The 18,570-nt window shown below is 46.6% G+C and carries 16 protein-coding genes and 1 other annotated feature; all 16 genes read left to right on the top strand.

The genetic code is table 11. From position 1 onward, the window contains the following. Window positions 1–188 precede the first annotated feature (188 nt). The 16 genes from ACE4RR_RS14370 to fusA all read left to right on the top strand — a co-directional run bounded on the left by ACE4RR_RS14370 (window position 189) and on the right by fusA (window position 18,525). On the top strand, window positions 189–1,016 hold the full coding sequence (locus ACE4RR_RS14370) for an MIP/aquaporin family protein (RefSeq protein WP_375536118.1): 828 nt from the start codon (window positions 189–191) through the stop codon (window positions 1,014–1,016). A gap of 32 nt (window positions 1,017–1,048) precedes the next feature. Next, complete coding sequence (gene glpK / locus ACE4RR_RS14365; protein WP_375536117.1) at window positions 1,049–2,545, top strand: glycerol kinase GlpK; 1,497 nt, start codon at window positions 1,049–1,051, stop codon at window positions 2,543–2,545. A 392-nt stretch (window positions 2,546–2,937) separates the two neighbouring features. Next, window positions 2,938–3,087, top strand: coding sequence for a 50S ribosomal protein L33 (rpmG, locus tag ACE4RR_RS14360; RefSeq protein ID WP_375536116.1), 150 nt, complete (start codon window positions 2,938–2,940; stop codon window positions 3,085–3,087). A 133-nt stretch (window positions 3,088–3,220) separates the two neighbouring features. After that, window positions 3,221–3,418: a preprotein translocase subunit SecE gene (secE, locus tag ACE4RR_RS14355; protein WP_375536115.1), complete on the top strand. Its 198-nt coding sequence runs from the start codon at window positions 3,221–3,223 to the stop codon at window positions 3,416–3,418. Between the two features lie 30 nt (window positions 3,419–3,448). Continuing rightward, the gene (gene nusG / locus ACE4RR_RS14350) at window positions 3,449–3,982 is read left to right on the top strand and encodes a transcription termination/antitermination protein NusG (protein WP_375536144.1); all 534 of its coding nucleotides are present in this window, start codon (window positions 3,449–3,451) and stop codon (window positions 3,980–3,982) included. Window positions 3,983–4,139: 157 nt separating this feature from the next. Beyond that, window positions 4,140–4,565, top strand: a complete 426-nt coding sequence (gene rplK, locus ACE4RR_RS14345; RefSeq protein WP_375536114.1) for a 50S ribosomal protein L11 — start codon at window positions 4,140–4,142, stop codon at window positions 4,563–4,565. Window positions 4,566–4,636: 71 nt separating this feature from the next. Next, entirely contained in the window at window positions 4,637–5,380 is a 744-nt protein-coding gene (gene rplA, locus ACE4RR_RS14340) for a 50S ribosomal protein L1 (protein ID WP_375536113.1), read from the top strand. A 56-nt stretch (window positions 5,381–5,436) separates the two neighbouring features. Then, window positions 5,437–5,591 (top strand) — a sequence feature (ribosomal protein L10 leader region). Window positions 5,592–5,641: 50 nt separating this feature from the next. Next, window positions 5,642–6,142 (top strand): 50S ribosomal protein L10, encoded by a 501-nt coding sequence (rplJ, locus tag ACE4RR_RS14335; protein WP_375536112.1) that lies wholly within the window; start codon window positions 5,642–5,644, stop codon window positions 6,140–6,142. Between the two features lie 85 nt (window positions 6,143–6,227). Continuing rightward, window positions 6,228–6,590, top strand: coding sequence for a 50S ribosomal protein L7/L12 (gene rplL, locus ACE4RR_RS14330; protein WP_375536111.1), 363 nt, complete (start codon window positions 6,228–6,230; stop codon window positions 6,588–6,590). 140 nt (window positions 6,591–6,730) lie between these two features. Then, the gene (locus tag ACE4RR_RS14325; protein ID WP_375536110.1) at window positions 6,731–7,330 is read left to right on the top strand and encodes a class I SAM-dependent methyltransferase; all 600 of its coding nucleotides are present in this window, start codon (window positions 6,731–6,733) and stop codon (window positions 7,328–7,330) included. 343 nt (window positions 7,331–7,673) lie between these two features. Continuing rightward, complete coding sequence (gene rpoB / locus ACE4RR_RS14320; protein ID WP_375536109.1) at window positions 7,674–11,216, top strand: DNA-directed RNA polymerase subunit beta; 3,543 nt, start codon at window positions 7,674–7,676, stop codon at window positions 11,214–11,216. Window positions 11,217–11,398: 182 nt separating this feature from the next. After that, complete coding sequence (gene rpoC / locus ACE4RR_RS14315; RefSeq protein WP_375536108.1) at window positions 11,399–15,016, top strand: DNA-directed RNA polymerase subunit beta'; 3,618 nt, start codon at window positions 11,399–11,401, stop codon at window positions 15,014–15,016. A 77-nt stretch (window positions 15,017–15,093) separates the two neighbouring features. Next, window positions 15,094–15,345 (top strand): 50S ribosomal protein L7ae-like protein, encoded by a 252-nt coding sequence (locus ACE4RR_RS14310; protein WP_375536107.1) that lies wholly within the window; start codon window positions 15,094–15,096, stop codon window positions 15,343–15,345. Between the two features lie 110 nt (window positions 15,346–15,455). Beyond that, window positions 15,456–15,869, top strand: a complete 414-nt coding sequence (gene rpsL / locus ACE4RR_RS14305) for a 30S ribosomal protein S12 (RefSeq protein ID WP_375536106.1) — start codon at window positions 15,456–15,458, stop codon at window positions 15,867–15,869. Window positions 15,870–15,913: 44 nt separating this feature from the next. Next, entirely contained in the window at window positions 15,914–16,384 is a 471-nt protein-coding gene (gene rpsG, locus ACE4RR_RS14300; protein WP_375536105.1) for a 30S ribosomal protein S7, read from the top strand. Between the two features lie 62 nt (window positions 16,385–16,446). After that, on the top strand, window positions 16,447–18,525 hold the full coding sequence (gene fusA, locus ACE4RR_RS14295; protein WP_375536104.1) for an elongation factor G: 2,079 nt from the start codon (window positions 16,447–16,449) through the stop codon (window positions 18,523–18,525). The last annotated feature ends 45 nt before the right edge of the window (window positions 18,526–18,570 follow it).

The following is an 18,570-nucleotide window of genomic DNA, read 5'->3' as shown; positions in this document are numbered from 1 at the left end:
TTTCTAAATTTTTTTGACAGCGTTTTCCTTCACTGCTATAATTGGCCACAAGTTAATAGAACGGGTGGAGTTACTGATAACCGTACATTTTCTCTTAACAGGAGGGAGAAGTGTGCGGTTTTTGTATTTCCTGTCCTTCTATGTTATGTAATCGCTTTTATTACAAAAGGATAAGGAGGCTGAAAATATTGTCAATGTTCTTAGCTGAGCTTGTCGGAACTATGATTCTCGTCATTTTCGGCGGCGGTGTCGTGGCCAATGTTAACCTGAAAAGCTCAAAGGCGGAAGGGGGAGGATGGATTGTAGTAGCTCTCGGCTGGGGTCTTGCAGTAGCTATGGCGGTCTATGCCGTCGGAGAAATCAGCGGAGCACATATTAATCCTGCAGTGACCCTGGGGCTGGCTTCCATCGGTGATTTTGAGTGGGCCCTTGTTCCGACCTACATTGCCGGGCAGATAATCGGAGCCTTTATCGGCGGTATCATTGTGTACCTGCATTTTCTGGCTCACTGGCGGGAGACAGAGGACGCGAACGTGAAGCTGGCTGTATTTTCCACAGACCCGGCCATCGATAATCCGTTTGCGAATTTAGTTAGTGAAATAATTGGCACCGCAGTACTTCTCATGGGTCTGCTTGCAATCGGAGCCAATCAATTCACCGATGGGCTGAACCCGTTAATTGTTGGTCTCCTCATTGCCGCTATAGGGTTGTCTTTAGGAGGCCCGACCGGCTATGCCATTAATCCAGCTCGTGATCTTGGTCCGCGGCTTGCTCATTTTTTTCTTCCGATTCCGGGCAAACGCGACTCAAATTGGCGCTATGCCTGGATTCCTGTAGTCGGCCCCATTTTAGGCGGTGTACTGGGGGCCTTGTTCTATCGATCTGTTTTTCTTGGAGAAGGTATCGGAGTTACAGCAGCATTCTTAGTTATTTTTGTCATTGTACTGGGTACAGTCTATTCTATAGACAAACCAAAGTTTTCGAGTACGGCAGAGAACCCCAACATAAAAAATTAGCACACTTACATTAATACAGAGGAGGAAGTAACATGGCGAAGAATTATATTATGGCAATAGACCAGGGCACGACCAGTTCAAGGGCCATACTTTTCGAAAAATCAGGGAAGATTGTCGGTACCTCTCAGAAAGAATTTGAGCAATATTTTCCGCATCCGGGCTGGGTCGAGCACAACCCGCAGGAAATCTGGAGCTCCGTGCTTGCGGTGATTGCACAGGTTCTGTCCCGTTATGATGTCTCTGCAAAAGACATAGCAGCGATTGGAATTACGAATCAGCGGGAAACGACAGTGGTCTGGGATAAAAATACCGGTAAGCCAGTATATAATGCGGTCGTGTGGCAGTCCCGCCAAACAATGGATATCTGTAATGAATTGAAGGAGCAGGGCCATGCGAATACATTCCGGCGGAAAACGGGCCTGTTAATTGATGCGTATTTTGCCGGCACGAAGATTAAATGGATACTTGATCAAGTAAAAGGGGCACGAGAAGAAGCGGAAAAAGGAAACCTTTTGTTTGGAACGATCGACTCGTGGCTGATTTGGAAGCTGACGGGCGGCAAGGAGCATGTCACCGACTACACAAATGCCTCACGTACGCTTATTTTCAACATTCACGATTTGAAGTGGGACAAGGAGCTGCTGGAAATTCTCGATATTCCGGAAAGCATGCTGCCGGAGGTGCGGTCTTCTTCAGAAGTTTATGGCCATACCGTTGACTATCATTTTTTTGGACAGGAAGTGCCAATTGCAGGAGTAGCAGGTGACCAGCAGGCAGCTCTATTTGGACAAGCCTGCTTCGAAGAAGGGATGGCAAAAAATACGTACGGCACCGGCTGCTTTATGCTGATGAACACTGGAGATAAAGCTGTCGCCTCTGAACACGGATTGTTAACGACCATCGCCTGGGGTCTTGATGGAAAAGTGGAGTATGCTCTCGAAGGCAGCATTTTTGTGGCCGGCTCCGCGATTCAATGGCTGCGCGACGGGCTGCGCATGTTCGGAAAAGCCTCTGATACACAGTCGTATGCCGAAAGAGTAGATTCAACTGATGGTGTATACCTTGTCCCCGCCTTTGTTGGACTTGGTACTCCTTATTGGGACAGTGACGTGAGAGGAGCGATGTTCGGCATTACACGAGGAACGGAAAAAGAACACTTTGTCCGCGCCACTGTGGAATCGCTGGCATACCAGACAAAGGACGTACTCACCGCGATGGAGGCGGACTCCGGTATTGAGCTGAAAGCATTGCGGGTGGATGGCGGCGCTGTGGAAAATGATTTCCTTATGCAGTTTCAAAGCGACATGCTTGGTGTGCCGGTTGAACGTTCAGAAGTTAAAGAGACGACAGCGCTTGGTGCTGCATACCTCGCCGGACTCGCTGTTGGATTTTGGAAGGACAAGTCTGATATTTCCAAGCAATGGCAGCGAGAAACACTCTTTGAAACAAAAATCGATTCAAAGCAGCAGGAAAAACTCTATCATGGCTGGAAAAAAGCAGTAGAGGCAGCAATGGCCTTTAAGCCGTAAAGAAGACAGGGAGCTGTATCAAAAGCTGTTTTTAACCTTTTGATACAGCTCCTGTTTGTTACCTGTGAGTTTTCATAATATGCTTCGTCAAAAACGCTTCGCTTTCCGAGGGCACCGCCAAGCGGGGGTTGCGGTGAGCAAGAAATAGGCCAGCGTGCCGGATGCGGACGGTACGTTATTTGCCTGAATGTCAGGAAATTGGGTTTCCTTTTTGGCCGATAACGGAATCAATGTCCGGAGAACCAGCCGCGGCAGCCACTGTACGGCATATCTCCCCTTCCCTTCAAAGAAAAATTACAAGTGCTTCCAGGTAAAATTGACAGCGTTTTACCTCTGTGATATGGTGTATAGGCGTATGCAAAGGAGCCTGTCTAATGAGCAGGAGGTGCTCAATGCGGAAGAAAGTAGTGCTGGCATGCACGCAATGTTTATCCAGAAATTACACAACTGAACTAAATAAACAAACACAAACCGACCGCATTGAGATGAAGAAATTCTGTAAGCACTGTAATGCTTCCGTCCTTCATCGCGAAACGAAATAAAGAGCGGTTGTTTTTTTATTTTGCAAAAAAAAATGGACAGTTGACGGATAATGAACGGCAATGGGAATAGGAAATTAGTAAAAAATCGTTCTCACGGAGATTACTGTGAGGAACGTTTTTTGGAGGTGGCTGTATGGCTGACGGTACAAAGAACCCGATAAGGTTTCTCCGTGATGTAAATAAAGAAATGAAGCGAGTTACGTGGCCGACACGTAAAGAGCTGACGAAATACACAATCGTTGTTATCATTACGATTATTTTCTTCATTATCTTTTTTGCCCTGATTGATTCCGGGCTGTCTGAATTAGTACGCATATTTTTACCTAATTAAGGAGGGAAGGACGCACCCGTCCGGATCATGATGGAAAAAAGCTGGTTTGTTGTACACACTTATTCCGGATACGAGAACAAGGTGAAAACCAACCTGGAAAAACGTGTGGAATCTATGGAAATGACGGATAAAATCTTCCGCGTGCTCGTACCGGTGGAAGAAGAAACTGAAATCAAAAACGGAAAAAGCAAAGCGGTGACAAGAAAAGTTTTTCCCGGGTATGTCATTGTGGAGATGGTCATGACGGATGATTCCTGGTACGTTGTCCGCAACACGCCGGGTGTAACGGGCTTTGTCGGTTCCGCAGGAGCAGGCTCAAAGCCGACTCCGCTGCTGCCGGATGAAGTGGATAACATCCTCCGCCAAATGGGTGAAAGCCAGCCGAAAGCAGAGGTTGACTTTGACCTGAAAGAAACAGTGAAAGTTAAAGAAGGTCCATTTGCCAACTTTACAGGAACGATCGAGGATATCAACATGGAAAAACAGAAGCTGAAGGTGCACGTTAATATGTTCGGCCGGGAGACTCCTGTCGAGCTCGAGTTTAATCAAGTGGCCAAGTTGTAATTCAGGGCTTGCAGAAGTTCAGCTGAAGTGATAAGATTTTAATGTTTCGGTGTGAAAAAGCACTTGACACGATGAGAATGAAATGAGTTTCATTCTATAAAGAGTGGGAGGGCCGTACGCCCGGTTAACCACATCACGGACTAAGGAGGTGTGTCGCGTGGCTAAAAAAGTCGAGAAAATTGTCAAACTTCAAATCCCTGCTGGGAAAGCAAATCCAGCCCCGCCGGTTGGTCCTGCACTAGGTCAGGCAGGCGTGAATATCATGGGATTTTGTAAAGAATTTAACGCCCGTACTTCAGAAGATGCAGGAATGATTATTCCGGTTGAAATCACTGTATATGAGGACCGTTCTTTTACTTTCATTACAAAAACTCCACCAGCTGCCGTTCTTTTGAAGAAGGCTGCAGGCGTGGAAAGTGGTTCTGGTGAACCGAACAAGAATAAAGTAGCGACGGTTAAACGTGATAAAGTACGCGAGATTGCAGAAACGAAGATGCCGGATTTAAATGCGTCTGACGTGGAATCAGCAATGCGCATGGTAGAAGGTACTGCCAGAAGCATGGGTATTGTCGTCGAAGATTAATGCACTGCCTTGCCTGAGGTTGCGACATTCGTACCTGATTGGTGCGAAGACTACGTTCGCAACCTTTAATAGTGGGAGGTCTGACCGCTAAAACCACAATCGAGGAGGAAATAAAATTGGCTAAAAGAGGTAAAAAGTATCAAGATGCTCTGAAGCTTGTTGACCGTGAAAAGCACTATGGCGCGGAAGAAGCTATTGAGCTTGCAAAGAAAACGTCTGTTGCTAATTTCGATGAAACGGTAGAAGTAGCAGCTCGTCTCGGAGTTGATCCTCGTAAAAATGATCAGCAGATCCGCGGCGCTGTAGTTCTTCCTAACGGAACCGGGAAAACACAGAAGGTTCTCGTTTTCGCAAAAGGCGAGAAAGCTCAGGAAGCGGAAGCTGCCGGAGCAGATTACGTTGGAGAAGAAGACCTGGTAAACAAAGTTCAGCAGGGATGGTTTGATTTTGATGTCGTAGTTGCGACACCGGACATGATGGCTCAAGTTGGTAAGCTTGGTAAAACACTCGGACCAAAAGGGCTTATGCCGAACCCAAAAACAGGCACAGTAACAATGGATGTTACAAAAGCTGTCGAAGAAATCAAAGCAGGTAAAGTAGAGTACCGTGTAGATAAATCCGGTAACATTCATGCTCCGATCGGGAAAGTATCCTTTGATACGGACAAACTGCTTGAAAACTTCAACACGATTATAGACACTCTTGTAAAAGCGAAGCCTGCAGCTGCTAAAGGGACATACATGAAAAACGTCGCTGTGGCGTCCACAATGGGTCCTGGAATCAAAGTCAGCACTGCAACGCTTAATTTAAAATAAATCATTGACGAATTGCGTTTGAACCGTTATAATTATCTGCGGTAGATAACGCTTTGAATAAAATGATCTTGATACCGCAGACAGCAGGTGCCGTGTAAGGCTTAATCTCCTGCCGAGGTAGTTTTCGAATCGTTCTTCCCTGGAGGAGAATGTACTGATTAGAAAACGTATGCCTTCGTGTCTGCAGACACGAAGGCTTTTATATTTTATAAAACCTTACCGTTTGCGGTTTGCCAGAGACAAAAGCAGGAGGTGTGACAGATGAGCAAAGTTATCGAACAAAAGCAGGGTGTCGTGCAGGAAATCACTGAAAAGCTTCAAAACAGTGTTTCTACAATCGTTGTAGATTACCGCGGACTTGATGTTTCCGAAATAACTGAACTGCGCAAGCAGCTTCGTGAAGCGAACGTTGATTTTAAGGTATATAAGAACTCGATGGTTAAGCGCGCCACAGAAAAATCGGATTTAACCGACCTGGATGAATTCCTTGCGGGTCCAACTGCCATTGCTACAAGCACGGAGGATGTCGTAGCACCGGCGAAGGTATTGAATGGTTTTGCTAAGGATCATGAAGAGCTGGAAATCAAAACAGGTGTCATCGAAGGCCGGGTGGCTTCTCTTGAAGAAATCAAGGAGCTTGCAAGCCTCCCATCCCACGACGGACTTGTTTCTATGCTGCTTAGCGTCCTGCAGGCGCCGGTCCGCAACTTCGCATTGGCCACCAAGGCTGTTGCCGATCAAAAAGAAGAAGAGGGAGCATAAGCTCTGCTCTTGAAAGAAGAATGACAGTTTAATTCTGAGCGCTCAGCGCGCAAAAAATTAATTATCCATCTAAGGAGGATGAACAATGAGTAAGGAAACTATCATTGAAGAAATCAAAGAGATGTCCGTTCTTGAACTGAACGATCTCGTTAAAGCAATTGAAGAAGAATTTGGCGTAACAGCGGCTGCTCCTGTAGCTGTTGGCGGCGGCGGAGCTGCTGAAGCTGAGGAAGAGCAGACTGAATTTGACGTAGTGCTTAACAGCCCAGGTTCCTCTAAAATCGGCGTAATCAAGGTAGTGCGTGAAATCACTGGTCTTGGCCTGAAAGAAGCAAAAGCACTTGTTGACGGTGCTCCTGCTCCAATCAAAGAAGGCGTTTCTAAAGAAGACGCTGATGAAGTGAAAGGCAAGCTTGAAGAAGCTGGCGCTGAAGTAGAAGTTAAATAATCCACTCTTTACGATTCAAGAGTCTTCTCCATTTATGGAGGAGGCTCTTTTTCTGATAAACCATTATGAATGCCCGAGGTTGAGAGGTCTATTTTCTTTTTGCTACAATAAAACCAAGTTGATATAAGGACGTGAAGAAATTGGCCGGGCATTATTACGATAAACAGCCGAAAACGGAGAGTCGGGAAACGCAGGTAACAGCAAGGCTGCGAAACAGGCAGTATAAATTCGTTGGGGACCGAGGAGTTTTTTCAAAAAATGAAGTCGATTTCGGCAGCCGTCTTTTGATAGAAAGCTTTGAATGGTCGGAACCTGCCGGTGATATTGCCGATATTGGCTGCGGATATGGGCCGATAGGAATTGCCCTTGCTGCAGAAACCAGCCATCAAGTATGGATGGCTGACGTGAACGAACGGGCACTGGCGCTTGCGAAAAGAAATGCAGAAGCTGCAGGAGCTGCTAACACGAGAATAGTAGAAAGTAACCTTTTAGAAAATATCGATAAGGATGATTTTGCGGCGATTCTTACAAACCCGCCAATCCGCGCTGGAAAAAAAGTAGTTCACTCCCTGTTTGAACAGTCCTGGAAGAAGTTAGTGCCAAAAGGAGAGCTGTGGGTCGTTATTCAAAAGAAACAGGGAGCACCTTCAGCAAAGGAAAAACTGACTTCTCTATTTGATTATGTGGAGACAAAAAAGAAAGAAAAAGGTTATTATATTTTTATTGCAAAAAAGATTTGACTGCCTATTGAAATTGTGGTATTGTTATTTAATGCGTATAAGTATCCGTTTGGATACCCACGGCTTCTTCCGCTCTTTGTTTTTAAATATATGAATAAAAAATGCAGAGAATGGGAAAAATATTATAATCGGACTGACAGTTGGAAAATAGTGGTTTTTTATATAGAAGAAACCATTTTTTCTTTTGCTTAAAAACGTACAGTCCAGAGTGCTGTTTGGTTAACACAAAGGGTCGGCATGATGCCTTCCTGATGTGTAGCTATATAAATTTATAAAGCTGTCTTGTGCACATCGCCTGTATAAATACAGGCCGACATTAAGCGAGATTTAAGGGGTGAATCAGTTGGCAGGTCAACTTATTCAATTTGGACGCCACCGCCACAGAAGAAGCTATGCAAGAATTAATGAAGTGCTGGAGCTTCCAAATCTGATTGAAATTCAGACGGCTTCTTATCAATGGTTTCTTGATGAGGGAATTCGTGAAATGTTTTCGGATATTTCACCGATTGAAGATTTTACCGGTAATTTAGTTCTGGAGTTCATTGATTATAGTTTAGGAGATCCTAAGTATACGATTGATGAATCAAAAGAACGGGACGTCACATATTCAGCTCCGCTTCGAGTAAAGGTGCGGCTGATGAACAAAGAAACCGGCGAAGTGAAAGAACAGGAAGTCTTTATGGGAGATTTCCCGCTTATGACAGATACCGGTACGTTTATTATTAACGGGGCAGAGCGTGTTATCGTTTCTCAGCTGGTGCGTTCACCGAGTGTGTATTTCAATCAAAAAACGGACAAGAACGGTAAAAAGGGCTATACGACTACCGTTATTCCGAACCGCGGTGCCTGGCTGGAGCTGGAAACTGATGCGAAAGAGAATGTCTACGTTAGAATCGACCGTACCAGAAAGATACCTGTTACGGTATTGCTGCGTGCGCTCGGGTTCGGATCTGATCAAGAGATCATTGATTTGCTCGGAGAAGATGAGTACTTACGCAATACATTGGAAAAAGACAATACAGATGGCACGGAAAAAGCACTACTCGAAATCTATGAGCGCCTCCGTCCTGGAGAGCCGCCGACAGTAGAGAGTGCAAAAAGCCTGCTGAACACTAGATTCTTTGATCCGAAGCGCTATGATCTCGCAAATGTTGGGCGCTACAAGATTAATAAGAAGCTTCATATAAAAAATCGTCTGTTTAATCAGCGTCTTGCGGAAACTCTCGCAGACCCGGAAACGGGGGAAATTCTTGCGGAAGAAGGAACAATTCTTGACCGCAGAACGCTGGACCGATTGATTCCTTATCTGGAAAACAACGTCGGCTTTAAGCGTTTTACCGTATCAGGCGGGGTCATGGAAGAAGCGGACCTGAACGTACAATCGATTAAAATCCATTCTCCTGAAGATTATCAGGATGAAGAAAGAATTATTAATGTAATCAGCAACGGTAATATTGACCGCGGTATTAAGAATATAACTCCGGAAGATATTGTTGCTTCAATAAACTACTTTTTCAATCTACTTCAAGGCGTAGGCCTTACCGATGATATTGACCATCTGGGCAACCGCCGCCTCCGCTCGGTCGGAGAGCTTCTGCAAAACCAATTCCGTATCGGTCTCTCAAGAATGGAACGGGTTGTGCGCGAACGGATGTCCATTCAGGACGCAAGTGCGATCACACCGCAGGCACTTATTAATATCCGCCCGGTGATTGCTTCTATTAAAGAGTTTTTCGGAAGCTCCCAGCTTTCTCAATTTATGGATCAGACCAATCCGCTTGCTGAACTGACGCACAAACGCCGTCTATCAGCGCTTGGGCCAGGCGGACTTACGCGTGAGCGTGCCGGGTTCGAAGTTCGTGACGTACACTACTCCCACTATGGGCGGATGTGTCCGATTGAAACGCCGGAAGGTCCGAATATCGGGTTGATTAACTCCCTCTCAAGCTATGCAAAAGTAAACGAATTCGGCTTCATCGAAACGGCCTACCGCCGGATCGACCCGGAGACAGGTAGAGTAACACTCGAATGTGACTACCTGACAGCTGATGAAGAGGATAATTACGTTGTAGCCCAGGCCAACGCGAAGCTTAACGAAGACGGAACGTTTACTAATGATAATATTATTGCCCGTTTCCGCGGGGAAAACACAATTGTACCAAAGGAAAAAATTGACTATATGGATGTGTCGCCGAAGCAGGTGGTTTCTGCTGCGACTGCTTGTATTCCGTTCCTTGAAAACGATGACTCGAACCGTGCTTTGATGGGTGCGAACATGCAGCGTCAGGCTGTACCTCTGCTTGAGCCGGAAGCACCGCTTGTCGGCACAGGTATGGAATATGTGTCCGCAAAAGACTCCGGGGCAGCAATTGTTTCAAGAACAAAAGGAACAATTGAACGAGTAACAGCCCGGGAAATCTGGCTTCGCAAGTTAGAAGATGTAGATGGAAATGAAGTAGAGACTGATATTGAAAAATATAAGCTCTCGAAATATATTCGTTCGAACCAGGGAACAAGCTACAATCAGCGTCCGATCGTAAGTGAAGGAGACCGCATTGAGAAAGGTGAAGTGCTGGCGGACGGACCTTCGATGGATAAAGGTGAAATGGCACTCGGCCGAAATGTACTCGTCGGATTTATGACTTGGGACGGTTACAACTACGAGGATGCGATCATCCTTAGTGAACGGCTCGTGAAGGACGATGTTTACACCTCGGTTCATATTGAAGAATATGAGTCGGAAGCACGCGATACGAAGCTCGGACCGGAAGAAATTACACGTGATATTCCGAATGTCGGGGAAGATGCGCTGAAAAACCTTGACGAACGTGGCATTATCCGCGTTGGGGCAGAAGTAAAGGATGGAGACATTCTCGTCGGAAAAGTAACACCGAAGGGAATGACGGAGCTGACTGCAGAAGAGCGGCTGCTTCATGCTATCTTTGGCGAGAAAGCCCGCGAAGTGCGGGATACCTCACTGCGCGTTCCGCACGGAGCCGACGGAATCGTTCTCGACGTAAAAATCTTTAACAGAGAAGACGGCGACGAACTACCTCCTGGCGTGAATCAACTCGTCCGCGCGTACATTGTGCAGAAGCGGAAGATTCATGAAGGCGATAAAATGGCAGGCCGTCACGGAAATAAAGGTGTTATTTCACGGATTCTGCCGGAGGAAGATATGCCATATCTTCCTGACGGAACGCCAATCGATATTATGCTTAACCCGCTTGGTGTACCTTCGCGAATGAATATCGGCCAGGTCCTTGAAATGCATCTCGGTATGGCTGCCCGTTCCCTCAAACTTCACATGGCCACTCCGGTATTTGACGGAGCCCGGGAAGAAGATGTGTGGGAAACGCTCGAAGAAGCAGGAATTGCACGCGACGGAAAAACGGTATTATATGACGGACGATCAGGCGAACCGTTTGATAACCGAGTGTCTGTCGGTGTTATGTATATGATCAAGCTTGCTCATATGGTGGACGATAAGCTTCACGCCCGTTCCACCGGACCTTACTCTCTTGTTACTCAGCAGCCGCTTGGCGGGAAAGCCCAGTTCGGCGGCCAGCGTTTCGGAGAAATGGAAGTATGGGCACTTGAAGCCTACGGCGCTGCTTACACTCTTCAAGAAATACTGACAGTGAAATCAGATGATGTTGTCGGACGGGTGAAGACGTATGAAGCGATTGTAAAAGGGGAAAACGTGCCGGAACCTGGCGTGCCGGAGTCCTTTAAAGTATTAATTAAAGAGCTTCAAAGTCTTGGAATGGACGTGAAGATGCTGTCCAGCAATGAAGAAGAGATAGAAATGAGAGAACTTGACGATGAAGACGAACAGGCCGGCGATAAGTTGAACCTGAAAATGGAACAGAGCGAAAACATCTAATGCGTAAAGAGGAAAAAAGTGCACAAGAACTGGCTGCATGTCGATTAAGGCAGCAGCCGTCTGTGCCTGTTCTCCAGGAACATCCTCAGCACCAGAGGGTATGACGCGTCAAACTGCCGCCGGTAGAATAGTTACTCTGCTTATGAATCACCATCCCCAAGTTTGAAAGGGAGGTTGACCCCTTGATTGATGTGAATAATTTTGAATACATGAAAATAGGCCTCGCTTCACCGAACAAAATACGCTCCTGGTCACGCGGAGAAGTGAAAAAGCCTGAAACGATCAACTATCGTACGTTGAAGCCTGAAAAAGACGGCCTCTTCTGCGAAAGAATTTTCGGTCCACAAAAAGATTGGGAGTGCCACTGCGGGAAATATAAACGTGTCCGTTATAAAGGGGTCGTTTGTGACCGCTGTGGAGTTGAAGTAACTCGATCAAAAGTGCGCAGAGAGCGTATGGGTCATATCGAGCTGGCTGCTCCTGTCTCCCACATTTGGTATTTTAAAGGCATTCCGAGCCGAATGGGCCTCGTACTCGATATGTCGCCGCGTTCACTCGAGGAAGTAATTTATTTTGCTTCCTATGTAGTGACAGACGCTGGCGAAACACCGCTTGAATACAAGCAGCTCCTTTCGGAAAAGGAATACCGTGCGTATTACGACAAATACGGCCGCGGATTCAGTGCCCAAATGGGGGCGGAATCAATCCGTAAGCTCTTAATGGACATTGACCTTGAAAAAGAGGTCAAACTCCTGAAAGAGGAGCTGGAAACAGCGCAGGGACAACGCCGTACACGAGCTATCAAGCGACTGGAAGTTCTTGAGGCATTCCGTAATTCAGGCAATGATCCGTCTTGGATGATTCTTGATGTGCTGCCAGTTATTCCACCGGAGCTTCGTCCGATGGTTCAGCTTGACGGCGGCCGCTTTGCCACGTCAGATTTAAATGATCTGTACCGCCGTGTAATAAACCGTAATAACCGTTTGAAGCGCCTGCTTGATCTAGGTGCTCCAAACATTATTGTCCAAAACGAAAAGCGGATGCTTCAGGAAGCTGTGGATGCACTGATCGATAATGGACGCCGCGGCCGACCGGTAACGGGTCCGGGTAACCGTCCATTAAAATCATTGTCTCATATGTTGAAAGGAAAACAGGGCCGGTTCCGTCAGAACCTTCTCGGTAAGCGTGTAGACTATTCGGGCCGTTCTGTTATCGTTGTTGGACCCGCCCTGAAAATGTATCAGTGCGGACTTCCGAAAGAAATGGCTCTGGAGCTCTTCAAGCCATTCGTAATGAAAGAACTGGTAAGCCGCGGTCTAGCTCACAATATTAAGAGTGCCAAGCGGAAAGTAGAGCGCGTGCATTCAGAGGTATGGGATGTTCTGGAGGATGTTATCACCGAGCACCCGGTTCTTTTAAACCGTGCACCTACGCTTCACCGTCTTGGTATTCAGGCATTTGAACCAACACTTGTGGAAGGACGCGCCATCAAGCTCCACCCGCTCGTGTGTACAGCATATAACGCTGATTTTGACGGGGACCAGATGGCGGTGCACGTACCGCTTTCCGCAGAAGCGCAGGCCGAAGCGCGTATCCTGATGCTTGCAGCTCAAAACATCCTGAATCCGAAGGACGGCAAGCCGGTGGTTACACCTTCCCAGGATATGGTGCTCGGTAACTACTATCTGACACTCGAAAGAGAAAAAGCCGTTGGTGAAGGATCAGTTTTCAAAGATACTAACGAAGCACTGACAGCTTATCAAAATGGTTATGTGCATCTGCATTCAAGGATTGCTCTGCCAGTTTCTTCTGTGAATAAAACAAATTTTACAGATGATCAGACAAAAAAACTGCTGATGACAACGGTCGGTAAATTGATATTCAACGAAATTCTGCCAAAGTCTTTCCCATATATCAATGAGCCTACTGCCACAAACCTGGACATCGCACTTCCGGATAAATATCTGGTGGCCACCGACGCGAATATTAAGAAGGAATTTGAAAATCGCGAGCTTGTGCCTCCGTTTAAGAAAGGATTTCTTGGCGATATCATTGCGGCCGTATTTAAAAGCTTTCAAATTATTGAAACGTCCAAAATGCTTGACCGCATGAAAGACCTTGGATTCTATTATTCAACAAAAGCCGGAATTACGGTCGGTATCTCCGATATCGTGGTATTACCGGACAAACAAGTTATCCTCGACGAAGCAGAAGAAAAAGTCGACAGGGTAATGAAGCAGTTCCGCCGTGGTTTGATCACGGAAGAGGAACGCTATAACAAAGTTATCTCTATTTGGAGTGTCGCAAAGGATACCATTCAGGATAAATTGATGGGCACTCTCGACAATATGAATCCGATCTTTATGATGAGTGATTCTGGTGCCCGGGGTAATGCTTCAAACTTCACGCAGCTTGCTGGGATGCGCGGCTTGATGGCGAATCCATCCGGCCGGATTATTGAGCTTCCAATCAAATCCAGCTTCCGTGAAGGCCTGACTGTACTCGAATACTTTATTTCAACACACGGGGCACGTAAAGGTCTGGCAGATACAGCACTTAAAACAGCAGACTCTGGTTATCTTACACGCCGCCTTGTTGATGTGGCTCAAGACGTTATCGTCAGAGAGGACGACTGTGGGACAGACAGAGGGCTGGATGTATTTCCTCTGCGTGAAGGAAACGAACTTATCGAAAACCTTCATGACCGCCTGGTCGGCCGTGTGGCATTTAAGACTGTCCGTCACCCGGAAACGGAAGAAGTACTTGCTAAAAAAGGCGAGCTGATCAATGAAGATAAAGCTACTCTCATTGAAGAAGCAGGGGTAGAAATAGTAACAATCCGTTCAGTATTCACCTGCGACACCCGTCACGGGGTTTGCAAAAAGTGCTACGGGAAAAATCTGGCTACCGGCTCTGATGTAGAAGTCGGAGAAGCAGTCGGAATCATCGCTGCCCAGTCAATCGGGGAGCCGGGCACTCAGCTTACGATGCGTACGTTCCACACAGGTGGTGTAGCAGGAGACGACATTACCCAGGGTCTCCCGCGTATTCAGGAATTGTTCGAAGCTCGTAACCCTAAAGGGCAGGCGCTTATTTCTGAATTGTCGGGAACTGTCACAGATATTAAAGATCAACAGGATAAGAAAGAAGTCACAGTGCAGGGCGAACTTGAGACGAGAAGCTATACCACTCCTTACGGTGCCAGGCTGAAGGTTGAGTTGAACGAAGAAGTTAAGGCCGGCCAGGCTCTGACGGAAGGTTCCATTGACCCGAAAGAACTTCTCAAGGTTACTGGCCTGCAGGAAGTTCAGGAATATCTGCTCAAGGAAGTGCAGAAGGTATATAGAATGCAGGGTGTTGAAATCGGAGATAAGCACGTTGAAGTTATGGTGCGCCAGATGCTTCGCAAAATCCGTGTCTCCGACTCAGGTGATACAGACGTTCTGCCAGGAAGTCTTGTGGAAATTCACCACTTCGATTCCGCAAACGAGAAAGTTCTCCGTGATGGCAGTCAGCCGGCAGTCGGTAACCCTGTTATTCTTGGAATTACCAAAGCTTCCCTTGAAACAGATTCGTTCTTATCAGCTGCCTCCTTCCAGGAGACAACCCGTGTACTCACTGATGCAGCTATCAAAGGGAAACGCGATGAACTTGTCGGCCTGAAAGAAAATGTTATCATCGGGAAACTCGTTCCTGCCGGTACGGGAATGCCGCGCTATCGCACACTTGAGGTTGATAAACCCGGCGAAACTCTTCCGGAGATGGAAAGAGTCGGTGAAGAGCCTGTCACACAAGAATAAAATAGTGTTGACATCTCATTTTCACGGTGATATGATTTCTTAGTGCGCCTAACATCCTGTGCTTTGGAGGATATGTAATGTCTTATGAAAAAGTGACACAGGCTGATGAGGTTTTAATAGGAACGAAGCAAACGTTAAAGGCTCTCGACTTGAACTCCATCACAGAAATAATCGTAGCTGAAGACGCAGAATTTCGAATCATTCAACAGGTTCTTACTACAGCAGAAGCAAAAGGAGTTCCCGTTCACAAGGTCGATTCCATGAAGCAGCTTGGAAAGGTATGCGGAATTGATGTAGGAGCAGCCACGGTTGCACTGAAAAAGCAATAATGTTTTTGCTGGCAGGCCTGTTCTGCCGGCAAAAACTTTACTTTTGCTTCCTGTTGAACCACCTGGAACGGTGGTCTTAAAGACCCTTACTACGAAAGGAGGAAAACAACATGCCGACTATTAATCAGCTCGTACGCAAAGGTCGTCAGTTCAAGCCAAAGAAATCTGACTCCCCTGCATTGAACAGAGGCTACAACAGCTACAGAAAAATCCCTACTAACCAGGATTCTCCACAAAAACGCGGAGTATGTACTCGTGTAGGGACTATGACACCGAAGAAGCCGAACTCTGCTTTGCGTAAATATGCCCGTGTTCGTCTGACGAACCAAATTGAGGTTACTGCATATATTCCTGGTATCGGCCACAACCTGCAGGAACACAGTGTGGTACTGATCCGCGGAGGACGTGTAAAGGACCTTCCGGGTGTGCGCTATCATATCGTACGTGGAGCACTTGATACTGCTGGTGTGCAGAATCGTAAACAAAGCCGCTCTAAATATGGTACGAAACGCTCCAAGAAATAATTGATGATCAGCACGTTACTAACATTTTGAAAGGAGGGTGACCCATGCCTCGTAAAGGACCGGTACAACGCCGTGATGTATTGCCAGACCCAATTTATAATTCAAAGCTGGTAACTCGTCTTATTAACCGCATCATGCTCGAAGGAAAAAAGGGGAAAGCCCAGAATATCCTATATAGAGCATTTGAACTAGTACGCGAACGCTCCGGCCAGGAACCGATGGAGATTTTCGATCAGGCCCTGAAAAACATCATGCCTGTACTTGAAGTAAAAGCCCGCCGTGTCGGTGGTGCAAACTATCAGGTGCCGATTGAAGTGAAGCCTGACCGCCGTACAACACTTGGCCTCCGCTGGATGGTAAGCTATGCTCGTCTTCGTGGAGAAAAAACGATGGAAGAGCGTCTGGCAAATGAGATCCTTGATGCAGCCAATAACACGGGCTCCGCTGTGAAAAAGCGTGAAGATACTCATCGTATGGCAGAAGCCAACAAAGCATTCGCTCACTATCGCTGGTAGGATCCACCAACTATTTAAAACAAATAATTATACAGGAATAGAAGAAAGGAGAAAGAAAGTCCATGGCACGAGAATTCTCCTTAGAAAAAACTCGTAATATCGGTATCATGGCACACATTGATGCCGGTAAGACTACTGCGACTGAACGTGTCCTTTATTACACCGGCCGTATTCATAAGATCGGTGAAACTCATGAGGGCGCATCTCAGATGGACTGGATGGCGCAGGAGCAGGAACGCGGAATCACTATTACTTCCGCTGCCACTACTGCCCGCTGGAAAGAACATCGCATTAATATTATTGATACGCCGGGACACGTCGATTTTACCGTTGAAGTAGAACGTTCGCTTCGTGTACTTGACGGTGCTGTAGCAGTGCTGGATGCACAGTCCGGGGTAGAGCCTCAGACAGAAACGGTATGGCGTCAGGCGACAACGTATCACGTTCCTCGTATCGTCTTCGTCAATAAGATGGACAAAATCGGAGCAGATTTCATTTATTCTCTTGGAACTCTCCGTGACCGCCTCGGAGCTAATGCCCAGGCCGTACAGCTGCCGATTGGTGCAGAAGACGATTTTGAAGGAATCATTGATCTAGTTGAAATGCAGGCTTTTTACTACCTGGATGATCTCGGTACCCGTTCTGAAGCCCGTGAAATTCCTGAAGAGTATAAGGCACAGGCAGATGAATATCGTGAGAAGCTCGTAGAATCAGTTGCTGATTTTGATGAGGATCTTATGATGAAGTATCTTGAAGGTGAAGAAATCGAAACAGCTGAATTGAAAAAAGCTATTCGCCAGGCGACACTAAACATTGAATTTTATCCAGTGCTCTGCGGCTCTGCGTTTAAAAACAAAGGTGTCCAGCTGATGATTGACGCTGTGCTCGATTATCTTCCGTCTCCACTGGATGTACCTCCAATTAAAGGTATTCTTCCAGACAGTGAAGAAGAAGTAGAACGCAGACCGGACGATAACGGACCGTTTTCCGCCCTTGCTTTTAAAGTGGCAACGGACCCTTACGTCGGTAAGCTTACTTTCTTCCGTGTCTACTCAGGCAAGCTCGACTCCGGTTCTTATGTCCGTAATTCCACTAAAGACAAAAGAGAACGTGTAGGGCGGATCCTGCAGATGCACGCTAACTCCCGTGAAGAAATATCGACTGTGTATTCAGGAGATATTGCAGCGGGTGTAGGTTTGAAAGATACAACGACAGGGGACACTCTCTGTGACGACAAAAACAGAGTAATCCTCGAATCCATGGATTTCCCTGAACCGGTTATTTCCCTATCTGTAGAGCCTAAATCCAAAGCAGACCAGGATAAAATGGGTATTGCACTTGGTAAACTTGCAGAAGAGGATCCAACCTTCCAGACGGAAACCGATGAAGAAACGGGTCAGACGATCATCAAGGGAATGGGTGAACTTCACCTCGATATCATTGTTGACCGTATGAAACGTGAATTCAAAGTGGAAGCTACTGTAGGAGCGCCGCAGGTATCCTATCGTGAAACCATTCGTGCCGCCGGTAAGTGCGAAGGTAAATTCGTACGCCAATCCGGAGGACGCGGACAATTTGGCCACGTGTGGATTGAATTCGAACCGAACGAAGAAGGAGCAGGCTTCGAATTCGTAAACAAAATTGTCGGCGGGGTTGTTCCGCGTGAATACATTCCATCCGTTCAAAACGGTATTGAAGAATCCATGCAGAATGGTCTGCTAGCAGGCTATCCATTAATTGATGTAAAAGCTACTCTGTATGATGGTTCATACCATGATGTCGACTCAAACGAGATGGCATTTAAAGTGGCGGCATCGATGGCCTTGAAGAAGGCAAAGACAGCTTGTCAGCCAGTTCTTCTTGAGCCGCTCATGAAAGTAGAAATTGTCGTACCAGAAGAATACATGGGCGACGTTATGGGGGATGTAACTTCCCGCCGTGGACGTGTAGACGGAATGGAAGCACGCGGTAACTCTCAAGTAATCCGGGCATTTGTCCCGCTTGCTGAAATGTTCGGTTATGCGACAAACCTCCGCTCAAACACACAAGGACGCGGCACATACTCTATGTTCTTCGATCATTATGAAGAAGTTCCAAAGAGTGTGTCAGAAGAAATTATCAAGAAAAACAGCGGACAATAATCTATATTTAAGTGATTGTTTGCTAAATTATTTTGTTGTAAGCTA

It is taken from the genome of Alteribacillus sp. HJP-4 (assembly GCF_042139015.1).
Taxonomy (GTDB): domain Bacteria; phylum Bacillota; class Bacilli; order Bacillales; family Marinococcaceae; genus JBHIKY01.
The sequence above is the reverse complement of the archived record's forward strand: the minus strand, read 5'-3'. Positions and strand labels throughout refer to the sequence as shown.

Excerpts from the sequence above, each read along its gene's own strand:
- ACE4RR_RS14310 (WP_375536107.1), top strand. The coding sequence starts at position 15,094 with ATGTCTTATGAAAAAGTGACACAGGCTGATGAGGTTTTAATAGGAACG.
- rplL (WP_375536111.1), top strand. The coding sequence starts at position 6,228 with ATGAGTAAGGAAACTATCATTGAAGAAATCAAAGAGATGTCCGTTCTT.
- secE (WP_375536115.1), top strand. The coding sequence starts at position 3,221 with ATGGCTGACGGTACAAAGAACCCGATAAGGTTTCTCCGTGATGTAAAT.
- nusG (WP_375536144.1), top strand. The coding sequence starts at position 3,449 with ATGGAAAAAAGCTGGTTTGTTGTACACACTTATTCCGGATACGAGAAC.
- fusA (WP_375536104.1), top strand. The coding sequence starts at position 16,447 with ATGGCACGAGAATTCTCCTTAGAAAAAACTCGTAATATCGGTATCATG.
- rpmG (WP_375536116.1), top strand. The coding sequence starts at position 2,938 with ATGCGGAAGAAAGTAGTGCTGGCATGCACGCAATGTTTATCCAGAAAT.
- rplJ (WP_375536112.1), top strand. The coding sequence starts at position 5,642 with ATGAGCAAAGTTATCGAACAAAAGCAGGGTGTCGTGCAGGAAATCACT.
- glpK (WP_375536117.1), top strand. The coding sequence starts at position 1,049 with ATGGCGAAGAATTATATTATGGCAATAGACCAGGGCACGACCAGTTCA.
- rpsL (WP_375536106.1), top strand. The coding sequence starts at position 15,456 with ATGCCGACTATTAATCAGCTCGTACGCAAAGGTCGTCAGTTCAAGCCA.
- rpsG (WP_375536105.1), top strand. The coding sequence starts at position 15,914 with ATGCCTCGTAAAGGACCGGTACAACGCCGTGATGTATTGCCAGACCCA.